A 23,639-nucleotide genomic window follows, 5' to 3' on the forward strand; every position below is an offset into this window, starting at 1 on the left:
AATTAAATGTGACATCTTACTTACATATCGCCTGCATAAAACAATAGCAGAAATTCCTTTCAACAATTACCAATCACCTGTCGTCATATCGAGCTTTCTTTTTGCTCACACTAATGAAAAAGAAGGGAAGGTATTTAAAATATGCGAAAAAGCGTTTTCATCCTCTTACTAATACTGATAACAATACAATTTCATATCCCTTCAACCGCCCATGCAGAACAGGAAATGCCTGTAATGAAGGTGCATTTTATTAATGTTGGTCAAGGAGACAGTATTTTAATCGAGACGCCTTTAGACCGGACTATTTTAATTGATGGCGGACCTCCGGAGGCTGGCGATACTCTGGTTAACTATATTAAGGAACGGCGGATTAATGAAATTGATTTAATGATTGCTACCCACCCAGATGTCGATCATATTGGCGGTTTAGTAAAGGTCCTGGATGAGATAGATGTAGGCGGTGTGCTTGATATCGGCAAGCTTCACCCGACAAAAACATTTGCAGCGTACATGAACCGGATTCGTGATTTACAAATACCGCTGACGATTGCTGAAAAAGATACTCCGATTGAGATTGATCCAATGATTTCACTGGATATTTGGAATGCAGCGCAGTCTTTGACTTCTCCTAATGCATCCTCGTTAGTTTTAAAGCTTAATTATGAAGAAACAGATATGCTTTTTATGGGCGATGTCGGTAAAAAAGAAGAAAAAGAAATACAAAAAAAACATGATGTCGACGCGGAATTGATTAAAATCGGGCATCACGGTTCGAATACAAGTACGGGTATGTCTTTTTTAGAAGCGGTAGACCCTGAAATTGCTATTTTAACCTACAGCAAAGATAATAACTACGGTCATCCTGTTCCTCGGGTGATTGAACATCTATACGAAATTAATGCGCTGATTTATTCTACTGCTGCTTTAGACAGTATTACAGTTGAAACGGATGGGGAGACGTTAATTGTAAATCCGAGAATGAATCCAATCCAAAAATTTGTGGAGGAACAGGCAGGGTAAACATCATATCTTTTACAATTTAATACAAAAATGATATCATTATAGTATAATAAAGATATGAAGGAGCGGATTTCATGCAGGAACGTAAAGCTTGGAGCATTAATGGCGCAATTGGAATCGGTCTGATTGTTGTTTTACTTGCATTAGGGGTATTCAATATTGTTCAATCGTATGTTGTTTTAGGGGTTGTGCTTGTTTTAATTGCAGGTATTCTAATTAGCGGGATAACCATCGTGCAGCCTAATCAATCGATTGTCGTTATTTTCTTAGGTAAGTATATGGGAACGGTACGGCGTGAAGGAATTTTGATAACTGTGCCATTTTCTGTGCGCAGAACAATCTCCTTGAGAGTTCGTAACTTTAACAGTAATCGATTGAAAGTAAATGATGTAAACGGAAATCCAATTGAAATTGCTGCAGTGGTTGTTTTCAAAGTGGTAGATGCAGCCAAAGCCGTTTTTGACGTAGATCAATATGAAGATTTTGTGGAGATTCAAAGTGAAACAGCTATTCGCGCTGTGGCAACAACGTATCCATATGATTCTTTCACCAATGAAGAATTAACCTTACGTGGAAATGCAGATGAAGTATCAAACCAATTAACAACAGAGCTTCAAGATCGTCTGCAGGTTGCCGGAGTAGAAGTGATTGAAGCGAGGTTAACACACTTAGCATATTCTACAGAAATCGCTCAGGCGATGCTGCAGCGTCAGCAGGCAAGTGCAATTATCTCAGCCCGGGAGCAAATTGTTCAGGGTGCTGTCGGAATGGCTCAGGATGCTATTTCCCGCTTGGAAGCAGATAATGTAGTGGATTTAGATGATGAACGCAGAGTGGCGATGATTAATAACCTGCTTGTTGCCATTGTCTCCGATCAAGGAACACAGCCGGTAATCAATACAGGATCGCTTTACCAATAAGCAGGGGTTACTATGGCGAAGAAAAAAAACTTTCCATTACGTATCGATCCGGAGCTTTATGACATATTGCAGCGCTGGGCAAAGGATGAGTTTCGCAGTGTCAATAGCCACGTTGAATTTTTGCTGAGAGAATCTGCTAAACGAGCGGGAAGGCTGCCGAAAAAACAGGATAAGAAAATTGGGGAAGATTAAAGAATTTCGATGGAAATCCCAAACGAATAGCCTTAAGAAATCATCAGAAGCTGTTATTTCTTAAGGCTATTTTATTTAGGATACTTCCTCATCAGAGTTGACAGCAGCTTCTGAGTGAAATTGCTGATAGGACAAGTAATGCTTTTTTGTAATCACAAATAAATCATATATTGCTTCATTAGAATGTGCATTAATGCGTTTATACATAGAGTCGTATAACTCATTTGCAAAAGTAACGTAAGGAAGCTTTAAAACAGCTTTTAAGGAACGTTTGTTACTTTTTTGCACTTTCATAAAGATACCATCAATGCCTTTAGTAGTAAAAAGTTCATGAAAGAAGGCATCTTTTGCTTGGCGATTATAGCCTTTACCAAAATACGTCTTACCGATCCAAGTAGCTAAAAATCCATAATTATCCTCTATATCAAAAAGATTAATCGTACCAATTGGCTGCTGATATTCATCTAAAATCGTTCTGGAAATTAATTCTCCACGGTCTTCCGCTTCTATTGTCTGCTTGGTTGAAAAGTAAAATTCATCCACGGTTGCAGCTTTTTTCCTGACAAATGGGTATACCTCGGGGGCTGTCATCAATTCATATAAAGCTGGCACTTCCATTAAATCACGTATTTTAAGCATAAAAATACCCTCCTTTTTCCAGGCGGGTACATTCATTAGCAAAAAAGCCGCAGCTAGTGAGTCACCCGCCCTCGAATTTTTATTTTTAAAGTAGCTTGGAAACAAAAATTCGGGGCGGGAATCGAACCCGCTAGAACCAGGAAACCCCGGTGGCGCACCATTTGCCTTCCCTATTTAATTGATCTTCTATCAATACAGCCGAATAGGCTGTTCATCAGCTCTTTTCAAATTCATTTTTGATAATTTTATTGTATGATTTTTTTGGTAAAATGCAAGTGTTTTTTTAATAATAAAGCATGAAATTTTTGTAAGTATATTTTGGACCAGCACAGCAGCTGCTGATTCGAAACTAGAAGGAGAGAGAAAGAAGCAGGAGAGAATGGTTACCGCACAAAGATAAGAAAATAGCATAAAAAACAATTTGATTGAGGAACGTTTGTTCTGTATGATTTGTTTAGATAGCCATCTCAGAAACTCACCTTATCAAAATAAAAGGATGTGTTTTTTATGCCCCAAATATGTCTCCGAAAAGTATACTCCTCATCAGAAACACCCTCTCTGCATGTACAGGAAGAATCCAGGTCAAACAACAAATATCAAAGAAGAAAAGAGCGGACTAACAAAGCACTGCATCGAATACCGGATATTCAATTAATGGATTTAAAAGTAGACTATGCTTTTAAACAACTATTTGGAAACGAAAAGAATAAGGATATCACTGTCGTCTTTCTCACTGCCATTTTAGCCAAATCAGGAAGAAGCCCGATTCAGCAGCTTTACTTTCAAAATATCGAAATCGGCGGCGAATATGAAGAGGACAAAAAGTCCAGTTTAGACCTCTTAATTAGGACGGAGAATAAAGAATGGGTCAACATAGAAATTCAAATCAATAATGAGTATAATATGATTAAAAGATCGCTGTATTATTGGTCGAGACTTTTTTCGGAACAGCTGAAAGAAGGGCAAAGCTATAAAGAATTGTACCCTGTTATTAGTATTAATATCATGCATTTTAACCTGCTGAATGAAACGGACGCCTTTCATAATATCTTCCGTTTATATGAGATGAAACAGAAATATCCATTAACCGATATGGTTGAATTTCATTTTGTGGAGATTCCTAAACTAATTACTGCCTGGAAGAATAACCAGCTGGATCCATGGGAAGATGTCTTAACGCGCTGGCTGCTGCTGTTAGGAACGGTAGACCGACGAAAGAATCACTTCTCGCAGTGTAACTGGCTGTAAGACTCCCACATTAAAAATAGAAAAGTCATGAAAATTTTAAGTGGAAGATCTAACAGCCAGTAACGGCCCGATTGGTTCAACTAAATGTTCAGTGGGGTGTAAAGAACCCCACTGAACAAAGTTTCACTTTATATAATGATATCTATCAAGAACTGGAGGAGATTGCGATGGTCGATAAAACGTTAAATGTTGCGATGCGGGTCTGGGAAGATTTAAGCCGTACAGAAGAAGAACGGCGGGAATATGAAATCCGTTTGAAGCAAATTTTAGATGAGCAATCTAAGAAGCAGGATAGAGAGTTGTTAGAGCAGGAAATGGAAGAAATGAAAGAGCAAAGAGAAGAAATGAAAATGGAGAAAGAAGAGCTGAAAGCAGAGAATGAAGAAATAAAGGCGGAGAAAGATAAAACAAAAAAACAAAAAGAAAAAGCAGAGAAACAGAAAGAAGAGGCGGAAATCAAAAGAAATGAAGCGGAACGAAAAAGGCTTGAAGCAGAGTCCGCACTAAAGGAATCTGCAAAACAGACGGCACTCAAAATGTTAGAGCAGGGGATAAGCCGAACGGCCATTTTACAGGTGACAGGTTTAACCTCAGAGCAATTAGAGCTGATTCAGCAAGAGGCATCAAAATAAGAGGATTGCAAAATGCCTCATAAAACGGAAAATAACAAGGAGCATGCAGGAAAATAACACGGCATGCTCCTATACAAAACCAGCATTTTTTTCTTTGCTCTTTTAAGTGAAAAAGCATTTACATGATTTAATTATTTTTCAAATCTAATAAAGCCTGATCGAGGGAGGGGAAATCATACGTGAATCCGTGTTCGAGCGCCTTTTCTGGATACGCGTACTGTCCTTTTACCAGGAGCTGCGCCATTTCTCCCAAAGTAAGATAGAAGAATACAGCCGGCAAATGAAGCCAATTCGGCCGTTTGTATACCTGTGCTGCTTTTTTCATAAAATCTTTATTACGTTTAGGAGTAGGAGCAGTAATATTGACCGGACCTTTTAGGGTATGATGTTCTAAGCCAAAGGTGATTAAGTTTACGGCATCTTGAACATGGATCCAGGAAAGCCATTGCTCGCCATCACTGATGTGTCCGCCTGTATATAATTTTACCGGCAATGACATAAGCGGAAATGCACCACCGTCCTTGCCAAGCAGTATGCCAAACCGGGCGTAGATTGTTCGAATTCCCAATTCTTCGGCTTCACTCGCTTCATTCTCCCATTGCCTTGTTACAGATGCAAGAAAATCAGTACCAGGCTGCGTTGTTGCCTCAGTGTAGATAAAATCTTCAGACATCCCGTAGAATCCTACTGCGGAGCCGCTAATAAATACATCTGGTTTTTCCTTCATGGCTTTCATCAATTGGACAAGATACTTGGTGACACGAAGGCGGCTGGTAAGGATAGTTTCCTTCTTTTTTTTCGTCCAGTATCCAAACAATGATTCTCCTGCAAGATTAATGACAGCATCTATTCTCGGAAGTTCATCTGCGGTCGTATCATATCCCTTAAAAGTCAAGTGCGATGTATTTGATTTTTTCTCAGGAGAACGGGTCAGAATGTATAATTTATGATTAAGGCCAGTGAGGTGTGCAGCTAATTTACTGCCAAAAAACCCTGTACCTCCGGTTATTAGTATGTTCATAATATTGAACCCTCCTTTAGATGATATTTTAAAGTATATATTTCATGTTATCTGCTTGCTTCATTTTTTGCTATGATAAAAAGAGAGGTGAATGAAGTTGCGGAAAATTACCCGAATTACAACGCAAAAAAAACAGAAGCATCGCTACAATATATTTTTAAACACATCAGCTGGTGATGAATATGGATTTAGTGTCGGTGAGGATATTCTCATTCAATTTCGTCTGGAGAAAGGAATGGAATTAGATAATGAACTCATCGAAACACTGAAGGAACAAGATAATCTCCATAAAGTATATACCCTTACTATTCACTTTTTAAGCTATCGAATACGTTCGGAAAAAGAAGTGATTACGTATTTACAGAAAAAAGAAGTGGAAGAGGAACAAATTGCTGTTATTATGCAACGATTGAAGAAAGAAAAACTGCTTGATGATCAGCAATTTGCTGAAATGTTTGTGCGCTCGCGTATGAATACAAGTTCAAAAGGTCCAAAAGTCATTGAACAGGAGCTGTTTGAAAAGGGGATTAGCGGACAAATTGCAGTAAATGCTTTAGAGCAATATACGCCAGCCCTGCAGAAAGAAAAAGTTCAAAAGCTGCTGGGAAAAAAAATAAAGCAAAGCTCGAAGGATTCTTTTCAAAAACAGATAAACCAAGCAAAAAATACGATTCTTCAAAAAGGATTTAATCAGCAGCTTGTTTTTGAAGCTATTCAGACTATGGATCAGGAAGAGGATACAAATCATGAGTGGGAGGCCTTGAAATTTCAAGGAGAAAAGCTGTATCAAAAACATGTAAAAAAATATGAAGGCTTCCAGCTCAAGCAAAAAGTAATGGAAGGTTTATATAGAAAAGGCTTCCATTTCGATATGATTCAGCAATTTGTTGAGAAATACATGGAAAATCAGGAATAAATGTAGGTTACTTTTCTGTTATATTTGGTACAATAGGAATCGACAGTAAGGGGGAGAAGAATGAAATTTCGATATAGTGATTATTCCATAGAACAGCTGCACCAAGAAATTGGGAAACTAAAAGAGCAGGCTCAAAAAGCAGAGCAGCTCGGGAATATTTCAGAGATGCAAATATGTGAAAGAAAAATGCAAGTAGCGCTTGCATATACAATGAGTCCGGATGATTTTGAAAAAGAGAAAATTTATCAGCTTAAAATGGAAACAGGCTATAAATTCAGAATATCCTATATTAATGGGGTATTTGCATGGGGTTATCGTATTAATTTATTAAATGAAGAAAGTGAAAATATTGAAGCCTTGCCAATCTCCTTATTAGGAAAAAAAGTGAGCTGAATAAAAACAACTCAGGCGAAATCCGTTTCACCTGAGTTGTTCCTTTTAGTTATTGAAATAAGGTACCGCTGTTTCAAACGCCTGAACCATTTGCGGGGTTACCGTATTCACTTCCTGTATAAGCTTTAAGGACTTGAGTCGCTTGGTATCAATTTACTTTGAAGCTTCTGTTCTGAGAAAATCCAGCCTGTATAGGAAGTAATTACTTCCAGGCTCTTATCCAGCTTTACCACAGCTACAAATGGATAATACCCTTTGCTGCGATAGCGTAAATCAATAAAACGGACTTCTATAATATCCTCTTCATCCGTATTTATTTCCCAGCGGTACACCGGTGAAAAATTTAAAAATGAAGAGATATTTTTATCTTTTATCGCAGCTTTGATGACATCTGTATCGGGTAAAGGAACTCGATAAAATTCATCAACAATCTCAATGTGCCGATTCTCAACGCTGCCTACATAATAACGGTCGCTTGTCGTAATAGCAACGCGCCAATAATTTTGTTTAAGCGTAGGGGACGTAGCGACAATCTCTGTATCAGGAAAATATTCTTTGATTTTCTGGACGATTTCCCTTTTGTCCATATAGCGTTTGATGTAATATAATACAATGACTGTATAAATAATCAGCCAAGTGTATCCGGGATTGGCACCTAATGCCCATGCAACGATACCAGCTACATTCAAGAAAAAAATGTAAGGATCAAATGTATTAATAAACCCTTTAGCAATCCATTTTTTGGTAAATGGCCGAAATGCCTGTGTACCATACGCATTAAATAAATCGACAAATACATGGATGGACACAGCTAACAAAGTCCATAGCCAGAGAGTCAAATAGCTCACTTCTGGAACAAATAAATAAATTACTCCAGATACAAGCAGGCTCCACATAAGAATAGCAGGGAGTGAATGAGACGCTCCGCGGTGCTGTCTTATATACGTTGCATTACTTTTTAATTTAAAAATTGTATCAAAATCAGGAGCGTGTGATCCGACGACTGTTCCAACCAATACGGCATGAAATAGAGTAGGATTACTTTGCACATTTGGGTCTAATGTTGCTAAACCGCCAAGTGCAACACCCATAACAATATGCGTACCAGTATCCATAGTTACATATCCTCCTTAAGTTGCTTCCATCAAAGCACTCCAATATTATTTTAACACATAGGACGTGAAAACATGAACGATAAAAGATTAGAACAAATAAATATTTCCGCTTTTCAAGAAGATTTACTTAGATGGTACGAAGAAAATAAACGTGATCTACCTTGGCGCGAAAATAATGATGCTTATCGCGTCTGGGTCTCAGAAATTATGCTTCAGCAAACAAAAGTAGATACGGTCATCCCTTATTTTAATCGGTTTATGAAGAAATATCCAACGGTATATGAACTGGCTGAAGCCGAACAGCAGGATGTTTTAAAACAATGGGAAGGCTTAGGTTATTATTCCCGCGCAAGAAATTTACAAACAGCAGTACGCGAGGTTGTGGAAACATATGATGGAAAAATCCCGGATGACCCGAAGCAGCTCGGTGACTTAAAAGGAGTTGGCCCTTATACGAAAGGGGCGATTCTTTCTATTGCTTATAATCAGCCGATTCCGGCAGTAGATGGTAATGTAATGCGTGTTTTCTCCCGTGTATTACACATTGAAGAAGATATTGCTTTAAGCTCCACCAAAAAGTTGTTTGAATACTACGTAGCGGAAATGATTTCAAAGGAAGATCCCTCCTCCTTTAATCAGGCTATTATGGATTTAGGTGCGACAATATGTACACCGAAGCAGCCTATGTGCATGTTCTGCCCAGTGATGGAGCATTGTCAAGCATACGTTGATGGAATCCAGGAAAAGCTGCCAGTGAAAAAGAAAGCGAAGAAGCAGCAAAAGAAAAAATATATTGCATTGCTGATCCAAAATCAGGAAGGGAAATATATTATTGAAAAAAGACCGGATTCCGGACTATTGGCAGGATTATGGCAATTTCCAATGATTCCTGCCGATGATATTGTAAAAAAGGACTGGCAGCCATGGCTGGAAGAGAATTATGGGTTAGATGTGGATATCAAAGCATCGTGTACATCCATCAAGCATGTTTTTTCACATATCATTTGGAATGTAGACGTACGTAAAGCAATCACAAATCAGGAAACAGTAAAGGATGACCGCTTAAAATTTGTTTCTTTAGAAGAGCTGAAAGAATTTCCTTTTCCTGTTCCACATCAAAAAATGATACCTTTTATAGAAGGAAAATGAAATTTTATTGAATGCAACGAGGAAATATAAATCCTGATAAAAATTTTTGTCATCAAAAAAACGCCTTAATGCTTTATTTACCGAGGTTTTCAACACGCTAAAAATATTTCTTTAAAAAAGTTTGGATAAAGAAATGCGCTTCTGGACAAATTAATTATTGCGGAGGTGATATTGATGGCTAAAAAACAAAATCAACAAAACCAACAAAATCCTGCAAAAACAAACGCAGCTGAAGTAAGAAAGCAAAACCAACAAGCAGCTCAAGGACAATATGGTACTGAGTTTGCTCAAGAAACAGATGCACAAGAAGTGAAAAAGCAAAACCAACAATCTCAACAAAACAAGCAATAACATCTGTTTTACCCAAAAGGGTTTCCAATTACGGAAACCCTTTTAATGATTCTACATATCAATGAAGAAACCATTATGGAAATAAAAAGGACTTATCCTTTAACTTTTATGGCTGAAGGCTTATAATATAAGATAATTCATAAATCACTGTATGAAAATGGAGAGGGAGATTTTGGATGGTTTCTCCAAACGCTGGTTCCAAAATGATGATACAAAGTTATAAACATAATGGACAACTTCATAGAATCTGGAAAAATAGTGTCGTATTAAAAGGGACGGAAAGTATTATAATCGGAGCGAATGATCGGACAAAAGTCATTGAAAGCGATGGTCATTCCTGGATGACGAGAGAGCCGGCCATTTGTTATTTTGATGCGAAGCATTGGTTTAATATTATTGGTATGCTTAGGGATGATGGAATTCATTATTACTGTAATCTCAGCTCCCCATTTGTTTACGATGAGGGTGCGGAATCGCTAAAATACATTGACTACGATTTAGATGTGAAGGTATTTCCTGATATGACATTTAATCTTCTTGATGAAGATGAATATGAAGAAAATAAAGTTTTGATGAAATACCCAGAAGAAATTCATCATATTCTTTATCAGCAATTAGAAGTATTAATTCATTGGATTCGCCAGGGAAAGGGTCCTTTTTCTCCGGGGTTTGTCGATGATTGGTATGAAATGTACTTAACGTATCATTAAATTTGAAAAGAAAACAAATATTTTTAGCGATGTTTGAGCGGTTTGATTGCAATTCGACTGAGTAAAAGGGTATCCTTGTTACGGATGACATAACGAGGATATCCTTTTTTTATTTAGAGGGATATTAAAACGAAATACCTTTTCAAGTAGAGGAAGTTGATAAATGAGCAGCATCAAACAGTATATGAAATTTGTAAAACCATACACATGGAAGATTATTTGGACATTACTCATCGGTGTTGTTAAATTTGGTATTCCGCTGTTAATGCCTTTGATTTTGAAATACGTTATCGATGATATTGTTACGGTAGAAAACATGACCCAATCCGAGAGAATAACCCGTTTATTCTGGATTATGGGTATTTCTTTTGTCGTATTTTTAATTGTCCGCCCGCCGGTTGAGTATATTCGTCAATACTTAGCGCAGTGGGTCGGGAATAAAATTCTTTTTGATATCAGAGGAAAATTATTCGATCATCTTCAAAAGCTAAGCCTGAAATTCTATTCGAAGACCAAAACAGGTGAAATCATCTCAAGGGTAATTCATGATGTGGAGCAGACGAAAAATTTTGTGATGACCGGGTTAATGAATATTTGGCTGGATGTCACAACCATTTTAATTGCTATCATTATTATGTTTACCATGGATGTGCCGCTCACCTTTGTATCGATTATTTTATTCCCGCTGTTCGGGATTTCTGTCAAATACTTTTTCGGGCGCTTACGCCGTCTGACAAGAGAAAGGTCACAAGCTCTGGCAGAAGTACAAGGCCACTTGCATGAGCGTATCCAAGGGGTGCCGGTGACAAGAAGCTTTGCGCTGGAAGATTATGAAGATGAGCAGTTTGATAAAAGAAACCGTCATTTCCTGGACCGGGCTTTAAAGCATACGGATTGGAACGCCAGAACCTTTGCCGTGACCAATACGATTACTGACTTGGCGCCGCTGCTCGTCATTGCTTTTGCAGGTTATCAGGTTATTATGGGCAACACCTCACTCGGAACGATGGTAGCCTTCGTCGGGTATATGGAGCGGGTGTACAGTCCATTACGCAGACTGATCAACTCATCAACGACGTTAGTACAATCCATTGCGTCTATTGACCGTGTATTTGAATTAATGAATGAGCCATATGATATTACGGACAAAAAGGGTGCGGTTGATCCGGGAAGACTGAAAGGAAAAGTATCCTTTAACCATGTCTCCTTCCGATATGATGAGGAAGAAGTGTCAGTGCTTAAGGATATCGACCTTCATGTCCAAAAAGGAGAGACCATAGCCTTTGTCGGAATGAGTGGGGGAGGAAAATCGACACTAATCAGTTTGATTCCACGCTTTTACGATGTCACAGGCGGGTCGATTGAAATCGACGGAATGGACTTAAGGGATATGCAGGCCCGGGCGCTGCGGGACAATATTGGAATGGTGCTTCAGGATAATATTCTGTTCTCCGAATCAATTGAAACGAATATCCGGATGGGGAATCCAGAGGCAACGAGAGAGGAAGTCATTCGGGCGGCTAAAGCAGCAAATGCGCATGACTTTATTGATGAAATGCCCGAGGGCTATGAAACCATGGTGGGAGAACGCGGTGTGAAGTTATCTGGCGGCCAGAAGCAGCGGATAGCTATCGCGCGTGTTTTCTTGAAAAATCCGCCGCTGTTAATTTTTGATGAAGCAACATCAGCACTTGATTTAGAAAGTGAACATCTTATTCAGGAAACACTGGAGAAGCTTGCTTCAGACCGGACAACGTTTATTGTTGCCCACCGTCTAGCAACCATTACTCACGCAAATCGCATTGTTGTTGTGGAAAATGGGGAAATTGTAGAAATAGGTTCGCATGAGGAATTAATGCGGCTCCGCGGTCATTATTATGATTTGTATCAGATTCAAAATTTGGATGAATAAAATTCATTTACAGGATAAAAAAGCATTTCCCAGAGGTTGATTTCTCCGGGAAATGCTTTTTTATCGTGCCATTATATTATTTTTTCTCAGCCATTTTTGCAAATGCACGACCTGCAGCATCGATGGTATTTTCAATATCAGAGTCTGTATGCTCTGTTGTTAAGAACCATGCTTCGTACTTAGAAGGAGCTAAATTAATACCTTCGTTCAGCATAAGCTGGAAGAAGGTTGCAAAGGCCTCTCCGTCTGAAGCATCTGCTTCACTGTAATTGGTTACTTTATCAACGCCAAAGTATACGGTTAAAGCTCCGCAAAGGCGATTTATAGTAATGTGGATACCAAATTCTTCTGCTTTTTCCAAGATACCTTCTTCAAGCCGTTTTCCAAGACGTTCTAATTCTTCATATACCCCATCTTCTTGTAACACCTCTAGGCATGCAATACCCGCTGCCATTGAAGCGGGATTTCCGGACATGGTGCCGGCCTGATAGGCAGGCCCGAGTGGTGCAACCTGCTCCATAATATCCTTGCGTCCGCCATAAGCGCCAATTGGAAGACCGCCGCCAATGATTTTACCCATTGCTGTTAAATCAGGCTCGATATTGTAGATTTGCTGCGCACTTCCATAGGTGAAACGGAAGGCAGTAATTACCTCGTCATAAATAACTAGCGCACCGGCACGATGGGTAAGCTCATTTACTTCTTGTAAAAAGCCTTCGAACGGTTCGACAATTCCGAAGTTTCCTACAATCGGCTCAACCAGCACAGCTGCAATTTCACCTTCCCAGCGATGAAGGGCTTGTTTAAAGGCATTTAAATCATTAAATGGAACGGTGATTACCTCTGCAGCACTGGAAGCAGGAACTCCGGCTGAATCCGGCGTGCCCAGTGTAGAAGGCCCAGATCCTGCCTCTACCAATACAGCATCGAAATGGCCGTGGTAGCAGCCTGCGAATTTAATGATTTTGGTACGGTTTGTATAGGCGCGGGCTACACGGATAGTCGTCATCACAGCCTCTGTGCCTGAATTATTAAAACGTACCTTTTCTAATGAAGGCATTGCTTCTTTTAACATTTTCGCAAATGTGTTTTCCAGCTCCGTTGGTGTCCCGTATAGAACACCAGTTGTGGCTGCTTCAGCAATCGCTTTTGCGATATGCGGGTGAGCGTGGCCAGTTATTATCGGTCCATATGCAGCTAAATAATCAATATACTTATTATCATCCACATCCCAGAAATAAGCACCTTGTCCTCTTTTCATATAGACAGGAGAGCCCCCGCCTACAGCTTTATAAGAGCGGGAAGGAGAATTCACCCCGCCGACAATATGTTGTAAAGCTTCTTGATGCAACTTCTCAGAATTTGTAAATTTCATTATTTCGTTTCCTCCTCATTCTTCCCAACTTGTAAAGGTTATGACACGCTTTTACAAGTTCATTTAAAAGGTAAAATGAACAATTTGGTTTTCTGTAATATTTTACCCAGTTACTAATATAACAAAAAATTGCATAGAAAACTTGTACAAACTGTTTTGGTTTCTGCATATACATAGGAAAAGCGGATATTACAAATTGAGATTCCTCATATTTTGACGTTTGCATCTAGTTGTTTTTTTAATGAGGGAAGGCAGTAGGGGAGGAGTAAAAGAGATGAGTATCCCTTGGATATTCCTTATTACGATTATCATTTTAATTGGAAAAAGCATCTATGATTTCATTCAATATAAATTAGTTCATTCACGTATACAAATGAAGGAAGGACATTTTTCTTTAGAAATTTTTATTGCTATGCTGATTGTTTATTGCATTACAATGGTTGGCTACGGCTTAATCTATTTTATTTTATCCTTTCAAGGAATCGTCATTGTGGAGCATGGAGAGCTTAGAGAAGTGACGATATGGGGATCGGTTGTTCATTCTATTTATTTCAGCGGGGTCACTTTGCTGACTCTCGGCTATGGTGACTTAGCGCCCGTCGGCATCGGCAGAATCATTGCTATCTCAGAAGCGCTGATTGGCTACATATTGCCGGCTGCTTTTGTATTAAAAGTTGTACAAATCAGCAGCAGAGACAATGATAAATGAATCTTACCCTGCAATGTGCTATATTTAAGGAAGAAGATCGATTGTTTAAATGGAGGGATTGGATGCAAGTCGAATTAGGAACAAAAGTAAAAGATTTTACCCTGCCCAATCAAAACGGGGAGGAAGTCAGCTTATCAGATTTTCAAGGAAAGTACGTTGTTTTATATTTTTATCCAAAAGATATGACACCAGGATGCACCACAGAAGCATGTGATTTCAGAGACCATCATGAAAGATTCAGAGAGCTGGATGCGGTTATTGTCGGGATCAGCCCGGATCCGGAAGCACGTCATCAAAAGTTTATCGACAAGCATGAACTGCCATTTACCTTGCTTTCTGATGAAAATCATCAGGCAGCTGATCAATTTGGAGTATGGAAGCTAAAGAAAAACTTTGGCAAGGAATATTATGGTATTGAGCGCTCTACATTTATTTTAGATAAAGAAGGAAAGCTAATCAAAGAATATCGGAAAGTCCGGGTTAAAGATCATGTTGTAGATGCGTTAAATTATTTGAAGGAAAATAAAGCGGATTAAAATATAGAGGGATTGGGGTGGAGCAGCTTTGCGAATCTATACCAGATCAGGAGATAAAGGACAGACATCGTTAGTCTATGGGCAACGCGTACCAAAGAACCATCTAAGAGTAGAGGCGTATGGCACATGTGATGAAGTGAATTCCAGTATTGGCTTGGCAGTAAGCTATATCGAAGAAACGGATTGGGATAAAAAGGCTGCTTTTCTTGATCAGCTGCACCGCGTACAGACCATTCTTTTTCATGTTGGTGCAGAATTATCGACGCCAAAGGGGAAGGAAGTTTATTGGAAGCTTGAACAGAAGCATATTGATGAGATGGAAAAACAGATTGATGAATGGGACCAATCACTCGAACCTTTAAAGAATTTTATCCTGCCATCTGGTCACAGAGCAGCGAGTGCCCTTCATCACGCGCGTACTGTAGCAAGACGGGCAGAGCGTTTGACTGTAGGATTGGATGATGAAGTGGATAATAAGCTTGTTTTCGTTTATTTAAATCGGTTGTCTGATTATTTATTTGTTGCTGCCAGGTATGTCAATCAGCAGCTTGGCGGAGATGAAAAGTCTCTCCATGTGGATGTTTGATTAACGTGAATTAATTGACATTATGCACACAGGGCGATACACTAATTATAAGAATTATAATATAATAATATTATTAATTGGGAAGAGAGGTGTTTAGGGTGTCTGAAGTTAAATTACGGCAAGCAATCGATACTTTGAAAAAATCAGGCGTCCGGATTACACCACAGCGACACGCCGTGCTGGAGTATTTGCTTAATTCAATGACTCACCCGACTGCGGATGATATATATAAAGCACTTGAAGGAAAATTTCCCAATATGAGTGTTGCGACCGTTTATAATAATTTACGTGTATTAAAAGATATCGGACTGGTTAGAGAACTCACATATGGAGATGCTTCGAGCAGATTTGACTGTAATACCTCAGATCATTATCATATCATTTGCAATCAGTGTGGAAAGATTGTTGATTTTCACTATCCTTCTTTAGAGGAAGTGGAATCACTGGCTGAACAGGTGACAGGTTTTGATGTAAGCCATCACCGCCTGGAGGTTTATGGTACATGCAATGCCTGCAAAGAGCAGCAGGCAGCAAATGAACAGTAAAGCATGTTAAAAATCGGGTTCGCTGGTAAGAAAACAGGCGAGGCCGATTTTTAATTATTATATAAAAAAAGCACCATGTTTGCGGGATGTTCCTTTAACGAAATCCTCCAAAGCATGGTGCCTTTTTATTATTTGTTTTCTTCACGGAATTTGCGATGATTATACCGTTCATCAAAATTTTTACCTTCTAAGTTCTTATCCAAAGTCAGCGGTTCTTTGCAATGCATGCAAGCATCTACACGTCCCAGCATTTTTGTAGGTTTTTCGCAGTTTGGACAAACCACAGGAACTGCCCTCAAGGATAAGGTGCCAATCCATATGTATACAACACAGCTCAGTACAATCATCAGTATGCCCAATATAAACAGACCGAGCATGAGCCACTGAATATTACGAACCATAAGCCCGCCATACATGATTAGTATACCAGCAAACACAAGGATTAAGGCAAAGGTGCGTATTTTATTTATTTTACTTGAATAAGTCAATTGTTTCGCCATTTAAATCCCCCTTAAGTTACAAATTTAGTATATCATAGAATATTAGAAGAATGAATTTTAAAGAAAATATAGCGAGGTCAGCCATACAATGACGGCGAATCGTTTCCGTTTGATTGGGGATTCCGTATTTTTCTCCCGGCGAGAAATCAAAAATTAAAATTTTATCCTTTCTTTACGATGCAAAAAAGGTTTTTTTAAAGTATATATCGAATTATGTTTATTAGAGGCAAAACAGGGAGGCAACAATAGACATGGAGAATTTTCAAAGAATGATTTATCAGGAGCATGCAAGCAATCCAAATACATTAGGAATACTTATTGTGGAGAAAACACTTTTTGATCATCCAATTACAGATGAATTTGATAGCATCTTATTGATTATTGTCGAAAAACAAGAAGTCGATTGGTTTGTAAAACATTATGAAGTAAATGGTCAGACCGTAGCGATGCACATTGTAACGAAATCACTTCTGATGGATTGGATTGATACGAGCGGATATCGACGTGCAGCAGAATGGGTGATTTATGGAAGAAAAGCCTATGACAGGAATGAATTTATAAAAGAATTAAAAGAGGAGCTTCAATCTTTTCCAGAGGAAAAACGTACACTTAGAAAAATAATTGACTTTGGAAAGCTTCTAAAAAACTATAGTGAAGGAAAAGCGTTATATGAAGCAAAAGAAGTAATGGATTCATACAGCAAAATTTTAAATGCACTTCATTATTTAGCGAGGCTATCCGTTATTGACCAGGGCTATTATCCAGAAGTAACTGTCTGGAACCAGGTAAAGAGCATTGATTTAGAAGTCTACAAGCTATATGAAAAGTTAATGGACAGCACAGAGAATTTAGAAAAGAGAATTGAGCTTATGCTGATTGCAATGGATTTTGTCCTGCTGAATAAAGCGGAGTCTGCTTCAACACATTTATTAAACTTATTAAACGAAGAAGAAGACTATTGGTCATATGCCTCTATTAAAGAATTGCCGGAAATTGAACACTACAGTCTGGATTTACATGCGATTATTTCTTATTTAGAAGAGAAGGATATTATTGATATGAAACTTGTCCCCACCAAAAATCCAGATGTGTTTCAGAGAATGTATAAAGTAAAGAAGTTAGAAGAAGTATAATGAGGATTTCTAAATGGAACATTCCAGAAAGAAAACAAATTACTTATTCTGCAATTTTTGAAATTGTAGCGTAAGTAATTTTTGGTGTCTACTATATATTATCTTATATCCGCAGAAGGTTATTTTAGAATAAAAGGAGGCTGGGGATGGATGAGATTATAGAAGAAGGAACTTTTTCTTCATTGTTCAGTATAGAATTTAAAAAAACGCGTTGAATAATGATTTACTGTATAAGTGGTACTGAGAATTTGAATGGAATCCCCGATAAAAAAGAGTAACAATTAATTGGTGATTATAATAACTTAGAGAGGAAGCAAGACTTCTTATTACAAATTTATATATTAAAGTTTTTCCTAATTATGCTTGAAGTGTGTGGAGAGAGTGTAACTTGTTTTTTGATAAAAAGAAAATTTGGACTGATTTTCATCTGCTTTTTAAAATGGGAAGAAGAAAAGTTAAAAAGAACGTAGTTATTTTCTGTCCATTTGCTTCTTTATAATGGAACATCTGCAAAGAGAAAAGGATGAAGAAACAAAATAGCAATAAAAAGAAGAAGTATATTCTCCATTGCTGTAATATGTAAAGTGAGCTCTCTGAAAGCTGGTATGGCAACGTTTTGTTTCGTTGTCTATCATTTGTTAAACTTACAGTTCCCCTATATGAAGCTGTTTTTAAAATCCACTTCGGATAAATTTTAAAATAATCGTTGACTTTCTATTTTCAGCATGGTAAAGTTAATTTCGTTGCTGATTTGAGCGGGCGCTCAGCTAACATGAAATAAAAAAAGTTGTTGACAACAAATTTGCTTTCATGTTATATTAATAGAGTCGCTGCTTGAAGCGAAGCAATACAAATTGCTCTTTGAAAACTGAACAAAACAACCAGTACGAAAGAAGAAAGACAACCTCGTTTTTCTTAAAAAATAAGTCAGAAGTTGACTTCTGAAAGCTAATGTTTCAAACACTTTTATGGAGAGTTTGATCTTGGCTCAGGACGAACGCTGGCGGCGTGCCTAATACATGCAAGTCGAGCGCGGGAAGCGAACGGAACTCTTCGGAGGGAAGTTCGTGGAACGAGCGGCGGACGGGTGAGTAACACGTAGGCAACCTGCCTGTAAGACTGGGATAACTCGCGGAAACGCGAGCTAATACCGGATAACACTTTCTATCACCTGATAGAAAGTTGAAAGGCGGCTTTTGCTGTCACTTACAGATGGGCCTGCGGCGCATTAGCTAGTTGGTGAGGTAACGGCTCACCAAGGCGACGATGCGTAGCCGACCTGAGAGGGTGATCGGCCACACTGGGACTGAGACACGGCCCAGACTCCTACGGGAGGCAGCAGTAGGGAATCTTCCGCAATGGACGAAAGTCTGACGGAGCAACGCCGCGTGAGTGATGAAGGTTTTCGGATCGTAAAACTCTGTTGTCAGGGAAGAACAAGTACGATAGTAACTGATCGTACCTTGACGGTACCTGACCAGAAAGCCACGGCTAACTACGTGCCAGCAGCCGCGGTAATACGTAGGTGGCAAGCGTTGTCCGGAATTATTGGGCGTAAAGCGCTCGCAGGCGGTTCTTTAAGTCTGATGTGAAATCTTGCGGCTCAACCGCAAACGTGCATTGGAAACTGGAGGACTTGAGTGCAGAAGAGGAGAGTGGAATTCCACGTGTAGCGGTGAAATGCGTAGAGATGTGGAGGAACACCAGTGGCGAAGGCGACTCTCTGGTCTGTAACTGACGCTGAGGAGCGAAAGCGTGGGGAGCGAACAGGATTAGATACCCTGGTAGTCCACGCCGTAAACGATGAGTGCTAGGTGTTAGGGGGTTTCCGCCCCTTAGTGCTGAAGTTAACGCATTAAGCACTCCGCCTGGGGAGTACGGCCGCAAGGCTGAAACTCAAAAGAATTGACGGGGACCCGCACAAGCGGTGGAGCATGTGGTTTAATTCGAAGCAACGCGAAGAACCTTACCAGGTCTTGACATCCTTTGACCGCTCTAGAGATAGAGTTTTCCCTTCGGGGACAAAGTGACAGGTGGTGCATGGTTGTCGTCAGCTCGTGTCGTGAGATGTTGGGTTAAGTCCCGCAACGAGCGCAACCCTTAATCTTAGTTGCCAGCATTTAGTTGGGCACTCTAAGGTGACTGCCGGTGACAAACCGGAGGAAGGTGGGGATGACGTCAAATCATCATGCCCCTTATGACCTGGGCTACACACGTGCTACAATGGACGGAACAAAGGGAAGCGAACCCGCGAGGTCCAGCAAATCCCATAAAACCGTTCTCAGTTCGGATTGCAGGCTGCAACTCGCCTGCATGAAGCCGGAATCGCTAGTAATCGCGGATCAGCATGCCGCGGTGAATACGTTCCCGGGTCTTGTACACACCGCCCGTCACACCACGAGAGTTCGTAACACCCGAAGTCGGTGAGGTAACACAGACGTGAGCCAGCCGCCGAAGGTGGGACGAATGATTGGGGTGAAGTCGTAACAAGGTAGCCGTATCGGAAGGTGCGGCTGGATCACCTCCTTTCTAAGGATATATAACGGAATTCGTACGTGGTTGTTTGGTTCAGTTTTGAGAGAGCAATTCTCTCAAAGGAAGTTTGTACCTTGAAAACTAAATAAGAGTAACAACGACATCAAACTTTAAAAATAAGGCAAAAAAGCTATTGATATAGCGACACAACTGATTACATTCTGTAATCAGCCATCTTATTCAAAAACTTTAGTTAAGTGAATAAGGGCGCACGGTGGATGCCTTGGCACTAGGAGCCGATGAAGGACGGGACTAACACCGATATGCCTCGGGGAGTTGTAAGTAAACATGATATCCGAGGATTTCCGAATGGGGGAACCCACTGTTCGTAATGGAACAGTACATCTATCTGAATACATAGGGTAGGTGAGGCAGACCCGGGGAACTGAAACATCTCAGTACCTGGAGGAAGAGAAAGAAACATCGATTTCCTGAGTAGCGGCGAGCGAAACGGAAAGAGCCCAAACCAAGAAGCTTGCTTCTTGGGGTTGTAGGACATTCCATTGGAGTGACAAAGAAATTCTTTAGATGAATCGACCTGGAAAGGTCAGCCAAAGAAGGTAACAGCCCTGTAATCGAAAAGGAATTTCCTCCGGAGTGTATCCTGAGTACGGCGGAACACGTGGAATTCCGTCGGAATCCGGGAGGACCATCTCCCAAGGCTAAATACTCCCTAGTGACCGATAGTGAACCAGTACCGTGAGGGAAAGGTGAAAAGCACCCCGGGAGGGGAGTGAAATAGAACCTGAAACCGTGTGCCTACAAGTAGTCGAAGCCCGTTAATGGGTGACGGCGTACCTTTTGTAGAATGGACCGGCGAGTTACGATCGTATGCAAGGTTAAGTGGAAGACACGGAGCCGTAGCGAAAGCGAGTCTGAACAGGGCGAATGAGTATGCGGTCGTAGACCCGAAACTGTGTGATCTACCCATGTCCAGGGTGAAGGTCAGGTAACACTGACTGGAGGCCCGAACCCACGTATGTTGAAAAATGCGGGGATGAGGTGTGGGTAGCGGTGAAATTCCAATCGAACACAGAGATAGCTGGTTCTCTCCGAAATAGCTTTAGGGCTAGCCTCAAGATAGAGAGTACTGGAGGTAGAGCACTGATTGGACTAGGGGCCCCTACCGGGTTACCGAATTCAGTCAAACTCCGAATGCCAGTTACTTACGCTTGGGAGTCAGACTATGGGTGATAAGGTTCATAGTCGAAAGGGAAACAGCCCAGACCGCCAGCTAAGGTCCCAAAGTATACGTTAAGTGGAAAAGGATGTGGCGTTGCACAGACAACCAGGATGTTGGCTTAGAAGCAGCCATCATTGAAAGAGTGCGTAATAGCTCACTGGTCGAGTGACGCTGCGCCGAAAATGTACCGGGGCTAAACGTATCACCGAAGCTGCGGATTGTTCTTACGAACAATGGTAGGAGAGCGTTCAAAGTGCTGCGAAGTCAGACCGTGAGGACTGGTGGAGCGCTTTGAAGTGAGAATGCCGGTATGAGTAGCGAAAAAAGAGTGAGAATCTCTTTCACCGAATGCCTAAGGTTTCCTGAGGAAGGCTCGTCCTCTCAGGGTTAGTCGGGACCTAAGCCGAGGCCGACAGGCGTAGGCGATGGACAACAGGTTGATATTCCTGTACCACCTCATGATTGTTTGAGCAATGGGGGGACGCAGGAGGATAAGGAGTGCGCACCGATGGATGTGCGTCCAAGCATGCGAGGAAGTCAGATAGGCAAATCCGTCTGACATGATTCTGAGCTGTGACGGGGAGGGAAATAGAGTACCGAAGTTCCTGATTTCACACTGCCAAGAAAAGCCTCTAGTTAGATCATAGGTGCCCGTACCGCAAACCGACACAGGTAGGCGAGGAGAGAATCCTAAGGTGAGCGGGAGAACTCTCGTTAAGGAACTCGGCAAAATGACCCCGTAACTTCGGGAGAAGGGGTGCTCACTTGTGAGTGAGCCGCAGTGAATAGGCCCAAGCGACTGTTTAGCAAAAACACAGGTCTCTGCGAAGCCGAAAGGCGAAGTATAGGGGCTGACACCTGCCCGGTGCTGGAAGGTTAAGGGGAAGAGTTAGCTCTTCGGAGCGAAGCTTTGAACCGAAGCCCCAGTAAACGGCGGCCGTAACTATAACGGTCCTAAGGTAGCGAAATTCCTTGTCGGGTAAGTTCCGACCCGCACGAAAGGTGCAACGACTTGGGCACTGTCTCAACGAGAGACCCGGTGAAATTATACTATGCGTGAAGATGCGCATTACCCGCGACAGGACGGAAAGACCCCGTGGAGCTTTACTGTAGCCTGATATGGAATGTTTGTGCAGTTTGTACAGGATAGGTGGGAGCCTTTGAAGCGTGAGCGCCAGCTTACGTGGAGGCATCCGTGGGATACCACCCTAACTGTATGACCATTCTAACCCAGGACCGTAATCCGGTTCGGAGACAGTGTCAGGCGGGCAGTTTGACTGGGGCGGTCGCCTCCTAAAAGGTAACGGAGGCGCCCAAAGGTTCCCTCAGAATGGTTGGAAATCATTCGAAGAGTGTAAAGGCAGAAGGGAGCTTGACTGCGAGACCTACAAGTCGAGCAGGGACGAAAGTCGGGCTTAGTGATCCGGTGGTTCCGCATGGAAGGGCCATCGCTCAACGGATAAAAGCTACCCCGGGGATAACAGGCTTATCTCCCCCAAGAGTTCACATCGACGGGGAGGTTTGGCACCTCGATGTCGGCTCATCGCATCCTGGGGCTGTAGTCGGTCCCAAGGGTTGGGCTGTTCGCCCATTAAAGCGGTACGCGAGCTGGGTTCAGAACGTCGTGAGACAGTTCGGTCCCTATCCGTCGTGGGCGTTGGAAGTTTGAGAGGAGCTGTCCTTAGTACGAGAGGACCGGGATGGACACACCGCTGGTGTACCAGTTGTTCCGCCAGGAGCATAGCTGGGTAGCTACGTGTGGTAAGGATAAGTGCTGAAAGCATCTAAGCATGAAGCCCCCCTCAAGATGAAACTTCCCATCACTTGAAGTGAGTAAAATCCCTCAGAGACGATGAGGTTGATAGGTCCGAGGTGGAAGCGTGGCGACACGTGCAGCTGACGGATACTAATCGATTGAGGACTTATCTAAGTTTTTTCATGTCACGTTACTCTTATTTAGTTTTCAGGGTGCAAATTCTTACATATTTTTTGAAATTAGTACTTGATTTTTTCTCAAAAACGATTATAATATTGATTGTTACTGATTTTTAAAACATTGTCTGGTGGCGAGAGCGAAGAGGTCACACCTGTTCCCATGCCGAACACAGAAGTTAAGTTCTTCAGCGCCAATGGTAGTTGGGGGCTTCCCCCTGCGAGAGTAGGACGTTGCCAGGCAAGAGTATTCTCTTATGAAGTCCTTAAGGACAAGCGAATTACTTCTTTCTTTAATATTATGGAATTATTCCACAGTAGCTCAGTGGTAGAGCAATCGGCTGTTAACCGATCGGTCGTAGGTTCGAATCCTACCTGTGGAGCCAT

Annotated in this window: 21 protein-coding genes, 1 tRNA gene and 3 rRNA genes; 20 read left to right on the forward strand and 5 right to left on the reverse strand. The window is 41.0% G+C overall.

Annotation, left to right across the window (positions count from 1 at the left end; all coding sequences use genetic code 11):
* Positions 1 to 234 precede the first annotated feature (234 nt).
* The 3 genes from MKY45_RS09230 (at position 235) to MKY45_RS09240 (ending at position 2,132) form a co-directional block, all read left to right on the forward strand.
* Positions 235 to 1,020 carry a ComEC/Rec2 family competence protein gene (locus MKY45_RS09230; protein WP_341172856.1) on the forward strand — a complete coding sequence of 262 codons (786 nt, stop codon included), beginning with the start codon at positions 235 to 237 and terminating at the stop codon, positions 1,018 to 1,020.
* 74 nt (positions 1,021 to 1,094) lie between these two features.
* Positions 1,095 to 1,940 carry an SPFH domain-containing protein gene (locus tag MKY45_RS09235; protein WP_341172857.1) on the forward strand — a complete coding sequence of 282 codons (846 nt, stop codon included), beginning with the start codon at positions 1,095 to 1,097 and terminating at the stop codon, positions 1,938 to 1,940.
* 12 nt (positions 1,941 to 1,952) lie between these two features.
* Complete coding sequence (locus MKY45_RS09240; protein ID WP_042533423.1) at positions 1,953 to 2,132, forward strand: hypothetical protein; 180 nt, start codon at positions 1,953 to 1,955, stop codon at positions 2,130 to 2,132.
* 75 nt (positions 2,133 to 2,207) lie between these two features.
* On the opposite strand, the gene MKY45_RS09245 is transcribed toward MKY45_RS09240, so the two are convergent.
* Positions 2,208 to 2,771, reverse strand: coding sequence for a GNAT family N-acetyltransferase (locus MKY45_RS09245; protein WP_341172858.1), 564 nt, complete (start codon positions 2,769 to 2,771; stop codon positions 2,208 to 2,210).
* A 507-nt stretch (positions 2,772 to 3,278) separates the two neighbouring features.
* Between MKY45_RS09245 and MKY45_RS09250 the strand changes: the two genes are divergently transcribed.
* Together MKY45_RS09250 and MKY45_RS09255 are read left to right on the forward strand one after the other, a co-directional pair.
* On the forward strand, positions 3,279 to 4,019 hold the full coding sequence (locus MKY45_RS09250) for an Rpn family recombination-promoting nuclease/putative transposase (RefSeq protein ID WP_332094474.1): 741 nt from the start codon (positions 3,279 to 3,281) through the stop codon (positions 4,017 to 4,019).
* 167 nt (positions 4,020 to 4,186) lie between these two features.
* Positions 4,187 to 4,651 (forward strand): hypothetical protein, encoded by a 465-nt coding sequence (locus MKY45_RS09255; RefSeq protein ID WP_256706046.1) that lies wholly within the window; start codon positions 4,187 to 4,189, stop codon positions 4,649 to 4,651.
* 127 nt (positions 4,652 to 4,778) lie between these two features.
* Here MKY45_RS09255 and MKY45_RS09260 read toward each other — a convergent pair whose 3' ends face one another.
* Positions 4,779 to 5,672, reverse strand: coding sequence for a TIGR01777 family oxidoreductase (locus MKY45_RS09260; protein WP_193065384.1), 894 nt, complete (start codon positions 5,670 to 5,672; stop codon positions 4,779 to 4,781).
* A gap of 91 nt (positions 5,673 to 5,763) precedes the next feature.
* On the opposite strand from MKY45_RS09260, the gene recX reads away from it, so the two are divergent.
* Together recX and MKY45_RS09270 are read left to right on the forward strand one after the other, a co-directional pair.
* Entirely contained in the window at positions 5,764 to 6,588 is an 825-nt protein-coding gene (gene recX / locus MKY45_RS09265) for a recombination regulator RecX (RefSeq protein WP_338112850.1), read from the forward strand.
* A gap of 60 nt (positions 6,589 to 6,648) precedes the next feature.
* Positions 6,649 to 6,981, forward strand: coding sequence for a YfhH family protein (locus MKY45_RS09270; RefSeq protein ID WP_332094473.1), 333 nt, complete (start codon positions 6,649 to 6,651; stop codon positions 6,979 to 6,981).
* 125 nt (positions 6,982 to 7,106) lie between these two features.
* On the opposite strand, the gene MKY45_RS09275 is transcribed toward MKY45_RS09270, so the two are convergent.
* Positions 7,107 to 8,096 carry a metal-dependent hydrolase gene (locus MKY45_RS09275; protein ID WP_042533435.1) on the reverse strand — a complete coding sequence of 330 codons (990 nt, stop codon included), beginning with the start codon at positions 8,094 to 8,096 and terminating at the stop codon, positions 7,107 to 7,109.
* Positions 8,097 to 8,168: 72 nt separating this feature from the next.
* Here MKY45_RS09275 and mutY point away from each other — a divergent pair, with 72 nt between their 5' ends.
* The 4 genes from mutY (at position 8,169) to MKY45_RS09295 (ending at position 12,218) form a co-directional block, all read left to right on the forward strand.
* On the forward strand, positions 8,169 to 9,245 hold the full coding sequence (gene mutY / locus MKY45_RS09280; RefSeq protein WP_256706048.1) for an A/G-specific adenine glycosylase: 1,077 nt from the start codon (positions 8,169 to 8,171) through the stop codon (positions 9,243 to 9,245).
* 174 nt (positions 9,246 to 9,419) lie between these two features.
* Entirely contained in the window at positions 9,420 to 9,596 is a 177-nt protein-coding gene (locus MKY45_RS09285; protein ID WP_040984584.1) for a gamma-type small acid-soluble spore protein, read from the forward strand.
* A gap of 176 nt (positions 9,597 to 9,772) precedes the next feature.
* A complete protein-coding gene (gene ntdP / locus MKY45_RS09290) occupies positions 9,773 to 10,306 on the forward strand; it encodes a nucleoside tri-diphosphate phosphatase (RefSeq protein ID WP_042533439.1) in 534 nt (177 codons plus the stop codon).
* A 163-nt stretch (positions 10,307 to 10,469) separates the two neighbouring features.
* Positions 10,470 to 12,218, forward strand: coding sequence for an ABC transporter ATP-binding protein (locus MKY45_RS09295; RefSeq protein WP_193065388.1), 1,749 nt, complete (start codon positions 10,470 to 10,472; stop codon positions 12,216 to 12,218).
* Positions 12,219 to 12,294: 76 nt separating this feature from the next.
* Here the strand turns inward: MKY45_RS09295 and MKY45_RS09300 are convergent, their stop codons facing one another.
* Positions 12,295 to 13,593, reverse strand: a complete 1,299-nt coding sequence (locus MKY45_RS09300) for a glutamate-1-semialdehyde 2,1-aminomutase (RefSeq protein WP_042533443.1) — start codon at positions 13,591 to 13,593, stop codon at positions 12,295 to 12,297.
* A gap of 274 nt (positions 13,594 to 13,867) precedes the next feature.
* On the opposite strand from MKY45_RS09300, the gene MKY45_RS09305 reads away from it, so the two are divergent.
* The 4 genes from MKY45_RS09305 (at position 13,868) to perR (ending at position 15,969) form a co-directional block, all read left to right on the forward strand.
* Entirely contained in the window at positions 13,868 to 14,302 is a 435-nt protein-coding gene (locus MKY45_RS09305; RefSeq protein WP_042533445.1) for a potassium channel family protein, read from the forward strand.
* A 62-nt stretch (positions 14,303 to 14,364) separates the two neighbouring features.
* Positions 14,365 to 14,838, forward strand: coding sequence for a thioredoxin-dependent thiol peroxidase (bcp, locus tag MKY45_RS09310; protein ID WP_042533447.1), 474 nt, complete (start codon positions 14,365 to 14,367; stop codon positions 14,836 to 14,838).
* Positions 14,839 to 14,866: 28 nt separating this feature from the next.
* Complete coding sequence (locus tag MKY45_RS09315) at positions 14,867 to 15,424, forward strand: cob(I)yrinic acid a,c-diamide adenosyltransferase (protein WP_341172859.1); 558 nt, start codon at positions 14,867 to 14,869, stop codon at positions 15,422 to 15,424.
* Between the two features lie 98 nt (positions 15,425 to 15,522).
* Complete coding sequence (gene perR / locus MKY45_RS09320) at positions 15,523 to 15,969, forward strand: peroxide-responsive transcriptional repressor PerR (protein ID WP_042533451.1); 447 nt, start codon at positions 15,523 to 15,525, stop codon at positions 15,967 to 15,969.
* 128 nt (positions 15,970 to 16,097) lie between these two features.
* On the opposite strand, the gene MKY45_RS09325 is transcribed toward perR, so the two are convergent.
* Complete coding sequence (locus MKY45_RS09325) at positions 16,098 to 16,469, reverse strand: YgzB family protein (RefSeq protein ID WP_042533453.1); 372 nt, start codon at positions 16,467 to 16,469, stop codon at positions 16,098 to 16,100.
* 251 nt (positions 16,470 to 16,720) lie between these two features.
* Here MKY45_RS09325 and MKY45_RS09330 point away from each other — a divergent pair, with 251 nt between their 5' ends.
* From MKY45_RS09330 to MKY45_RS09350, 5 genes are all read left to right on the forward strand, one after another.
* Positions 16,721 to 17,602: a nucleotidyltransferase-like protein gene (locus MKY45_RS09330; protein ID WP_042533455.1), complete on the forward strand. Its 882-nt coding sequence runs from the start codon at positions 16,721 to 16,723 to the stop codon at positions 17,600 to 17,602.
* A 965-nt stretch (positions 17,603 to 18,567) separates the two neighbouring features.
* Positions 18,568 to 20,131 (forward strand): 16S ribosomal RNA (locus MKY45_RS09335).
* A 197-nt stretch (positions 20,132 to 20,328) separates the two neighbouring features.
* A 23S ribosomal RNA gene (locus tag MKY45_RS09340) occupies positions 20,329 to 23,250 on the forward strand.
* Positions 23,251 to 23,379: 129 nt separating this feature from the next.
* Positions 23,380 to 23,495 (forward strand): 5S ribosomal RNA (rrf, locus tag MKY45_RS09345).
* Together the 16S, 23S and 5S rRNA genes with 1 tRNA gene alongside form the textbook arrangement of a ribosomal RNA operon.
* Positions 23,496 to 23,563: 68 nt before the next feature.
* Positions 23,564 to 23,638: transfer RNA gene (locus tag MKY45_RS09350), tRNA-Asn, on the forward strand.
* Position 23,639: the final 1 nt, after the last annotated feature.

Source organism: Oceanobacillus sp. FSL K6-0251, assembly GCF_038004725.1.
GTDB classification, from domain to species: domain Bacteria; phylum Bacillota; class Bacilli; order Bacillales; family Amphibacillaceae; genus Oceanobacillus; species Oceanobacillus oncorhynchi.

Excerpts from the sequence above, each read along its gene's own strand:
- MKY45_RS09285 (WP_040984584.1), top strand. The coding sequence starts at position 9,420 with ATGGCTAAAAAACAAAATCAACAAAACCAACAAAATCCTGCAAAAACA.
- MKY45_RS09245 (WP_341172858.1), bottom strand. The coding sequence starts at position 2,771 with ATGCTTAAAATACGTGATTTAATGGAAGTGCCAGCTTTATATGAATTG.
- MKY45_RS09240 (WP_042533423.1), top strand. The coding sequence starts at position 1,953 with ATGGCGAAGAAAAAAAACTTTCCATTACGTATCGATCCGGAGCTTTAT.
- MKY45_RS09330 (WP_042533455.1), top strand. The coding sequence starts at position 16,721 with ATGGAGAATTTTCAAAGAATGATTTATCAGGAGCATGCAAGCAATCCA.
- MKY45_RS09300 (WP_042533443.1), bottom strand. The coding sequence starts at position 13,593 with ATGAAATTTACAAATTCTGAGAAGTTGCATCAAGAAGCTTTACAACAT.
- ntdP (WP_042533439.1), top strand. The coding sequence starts at position 9,773 with ATGGTTTCTCCAAACGCTGGTTCCAAAATGATGATACAAAGTTATAAA.
- MKY45_RS09270 (WP_332094473.1), top strand. The coding sequence starts at position 6,649 with ATGAAATTTCGATATAGTGATTATTCCATAGAACAGCTGCACCAAGAA.
- MKY45_RS09235 (WP_341172857.1), top strand. The coding sequence starts at position 1,095 with ATGCAGGAACGTAAAGCTTGGAGCATTAATGGCGCAATTGGAATCGGT.
- MKY45_RS09260 (WP_193065384.1), bottom strand. The coding sequence starts at position 5,672 with ATGAACATACTAATAACCGGAGGTACAGGGTTTTTTGGCAGTAAATTA.
- MKY45_RS09305 (WP_042533445.1), top strand. The coding sequence starts at position 13,868 with ATGAGTATCCCTTGGATATTCCTTATTACGATTATCATTTTAATTGGA.
- MKY45_RS09275 (WP_042533435.1), bottom strand. The coding sequence starts at position 8,096 with ATGGATACTGGTACGCATATTGTTATGGGTGTTGCACTTGGCGGTTTA.
- recX (WP_338112850.1), top strand. The coding sequence starts at position 5,764 with ATGAAGTTGCGGAAAATTACCCGAATTACAACGCAAAAAAAACAGAAG.
- MKY45_RS09295 (WP_193065388.1), top strand. The coding sequence starts at position 10,470 with ATGAGCAGCATCAAACAGTATATGAAATTTGTAAAACCATACACATGG.
- mutY (WP_256706048.1), top strand. The coding sequence starts at position 8,169 with ATGAACGATAAAAGATTAGAACAAATAAATATTTCCGCTTTTCAAGAA.
- MKY45_RS09255 (WP_256706046.1), top strand. The coding sequence starts at position 4,187 with ATGGTCGATAAAACGTTAAATGTTGCGATGCGGGTCTGGGAAGATTTA.
- MKY45_RS09250 (WP_332094474.1), top strand. The coding sequence starts at position 3,279 with ATGCCCCAAATATGTCTCCGAAAAGTATACTCCTCATCAGAAACACCC.
- MKY45_RS09230 (WP_341172856.1), top strand. The coding sequence starts at position 235 with ATGAAGGTGCATTTTATTAATGTTGGTCAAGGAGACAGTATTTTAATC.
- MKY45_RS09325 (WP_042533453.1), bottom strand. The coding sequence starts at position 16,469 with ATGGCGAAACAATTGACTTATTCAAGTAAAATAAATAAAATACGCACC.
- bcp (WP_042533447.1), top strand. The coding sequence starts at position 14,365 with ATGCAAGTCGAATTAGGAACAAAAGTAAAAGATTTTACCCTGCCCAAT.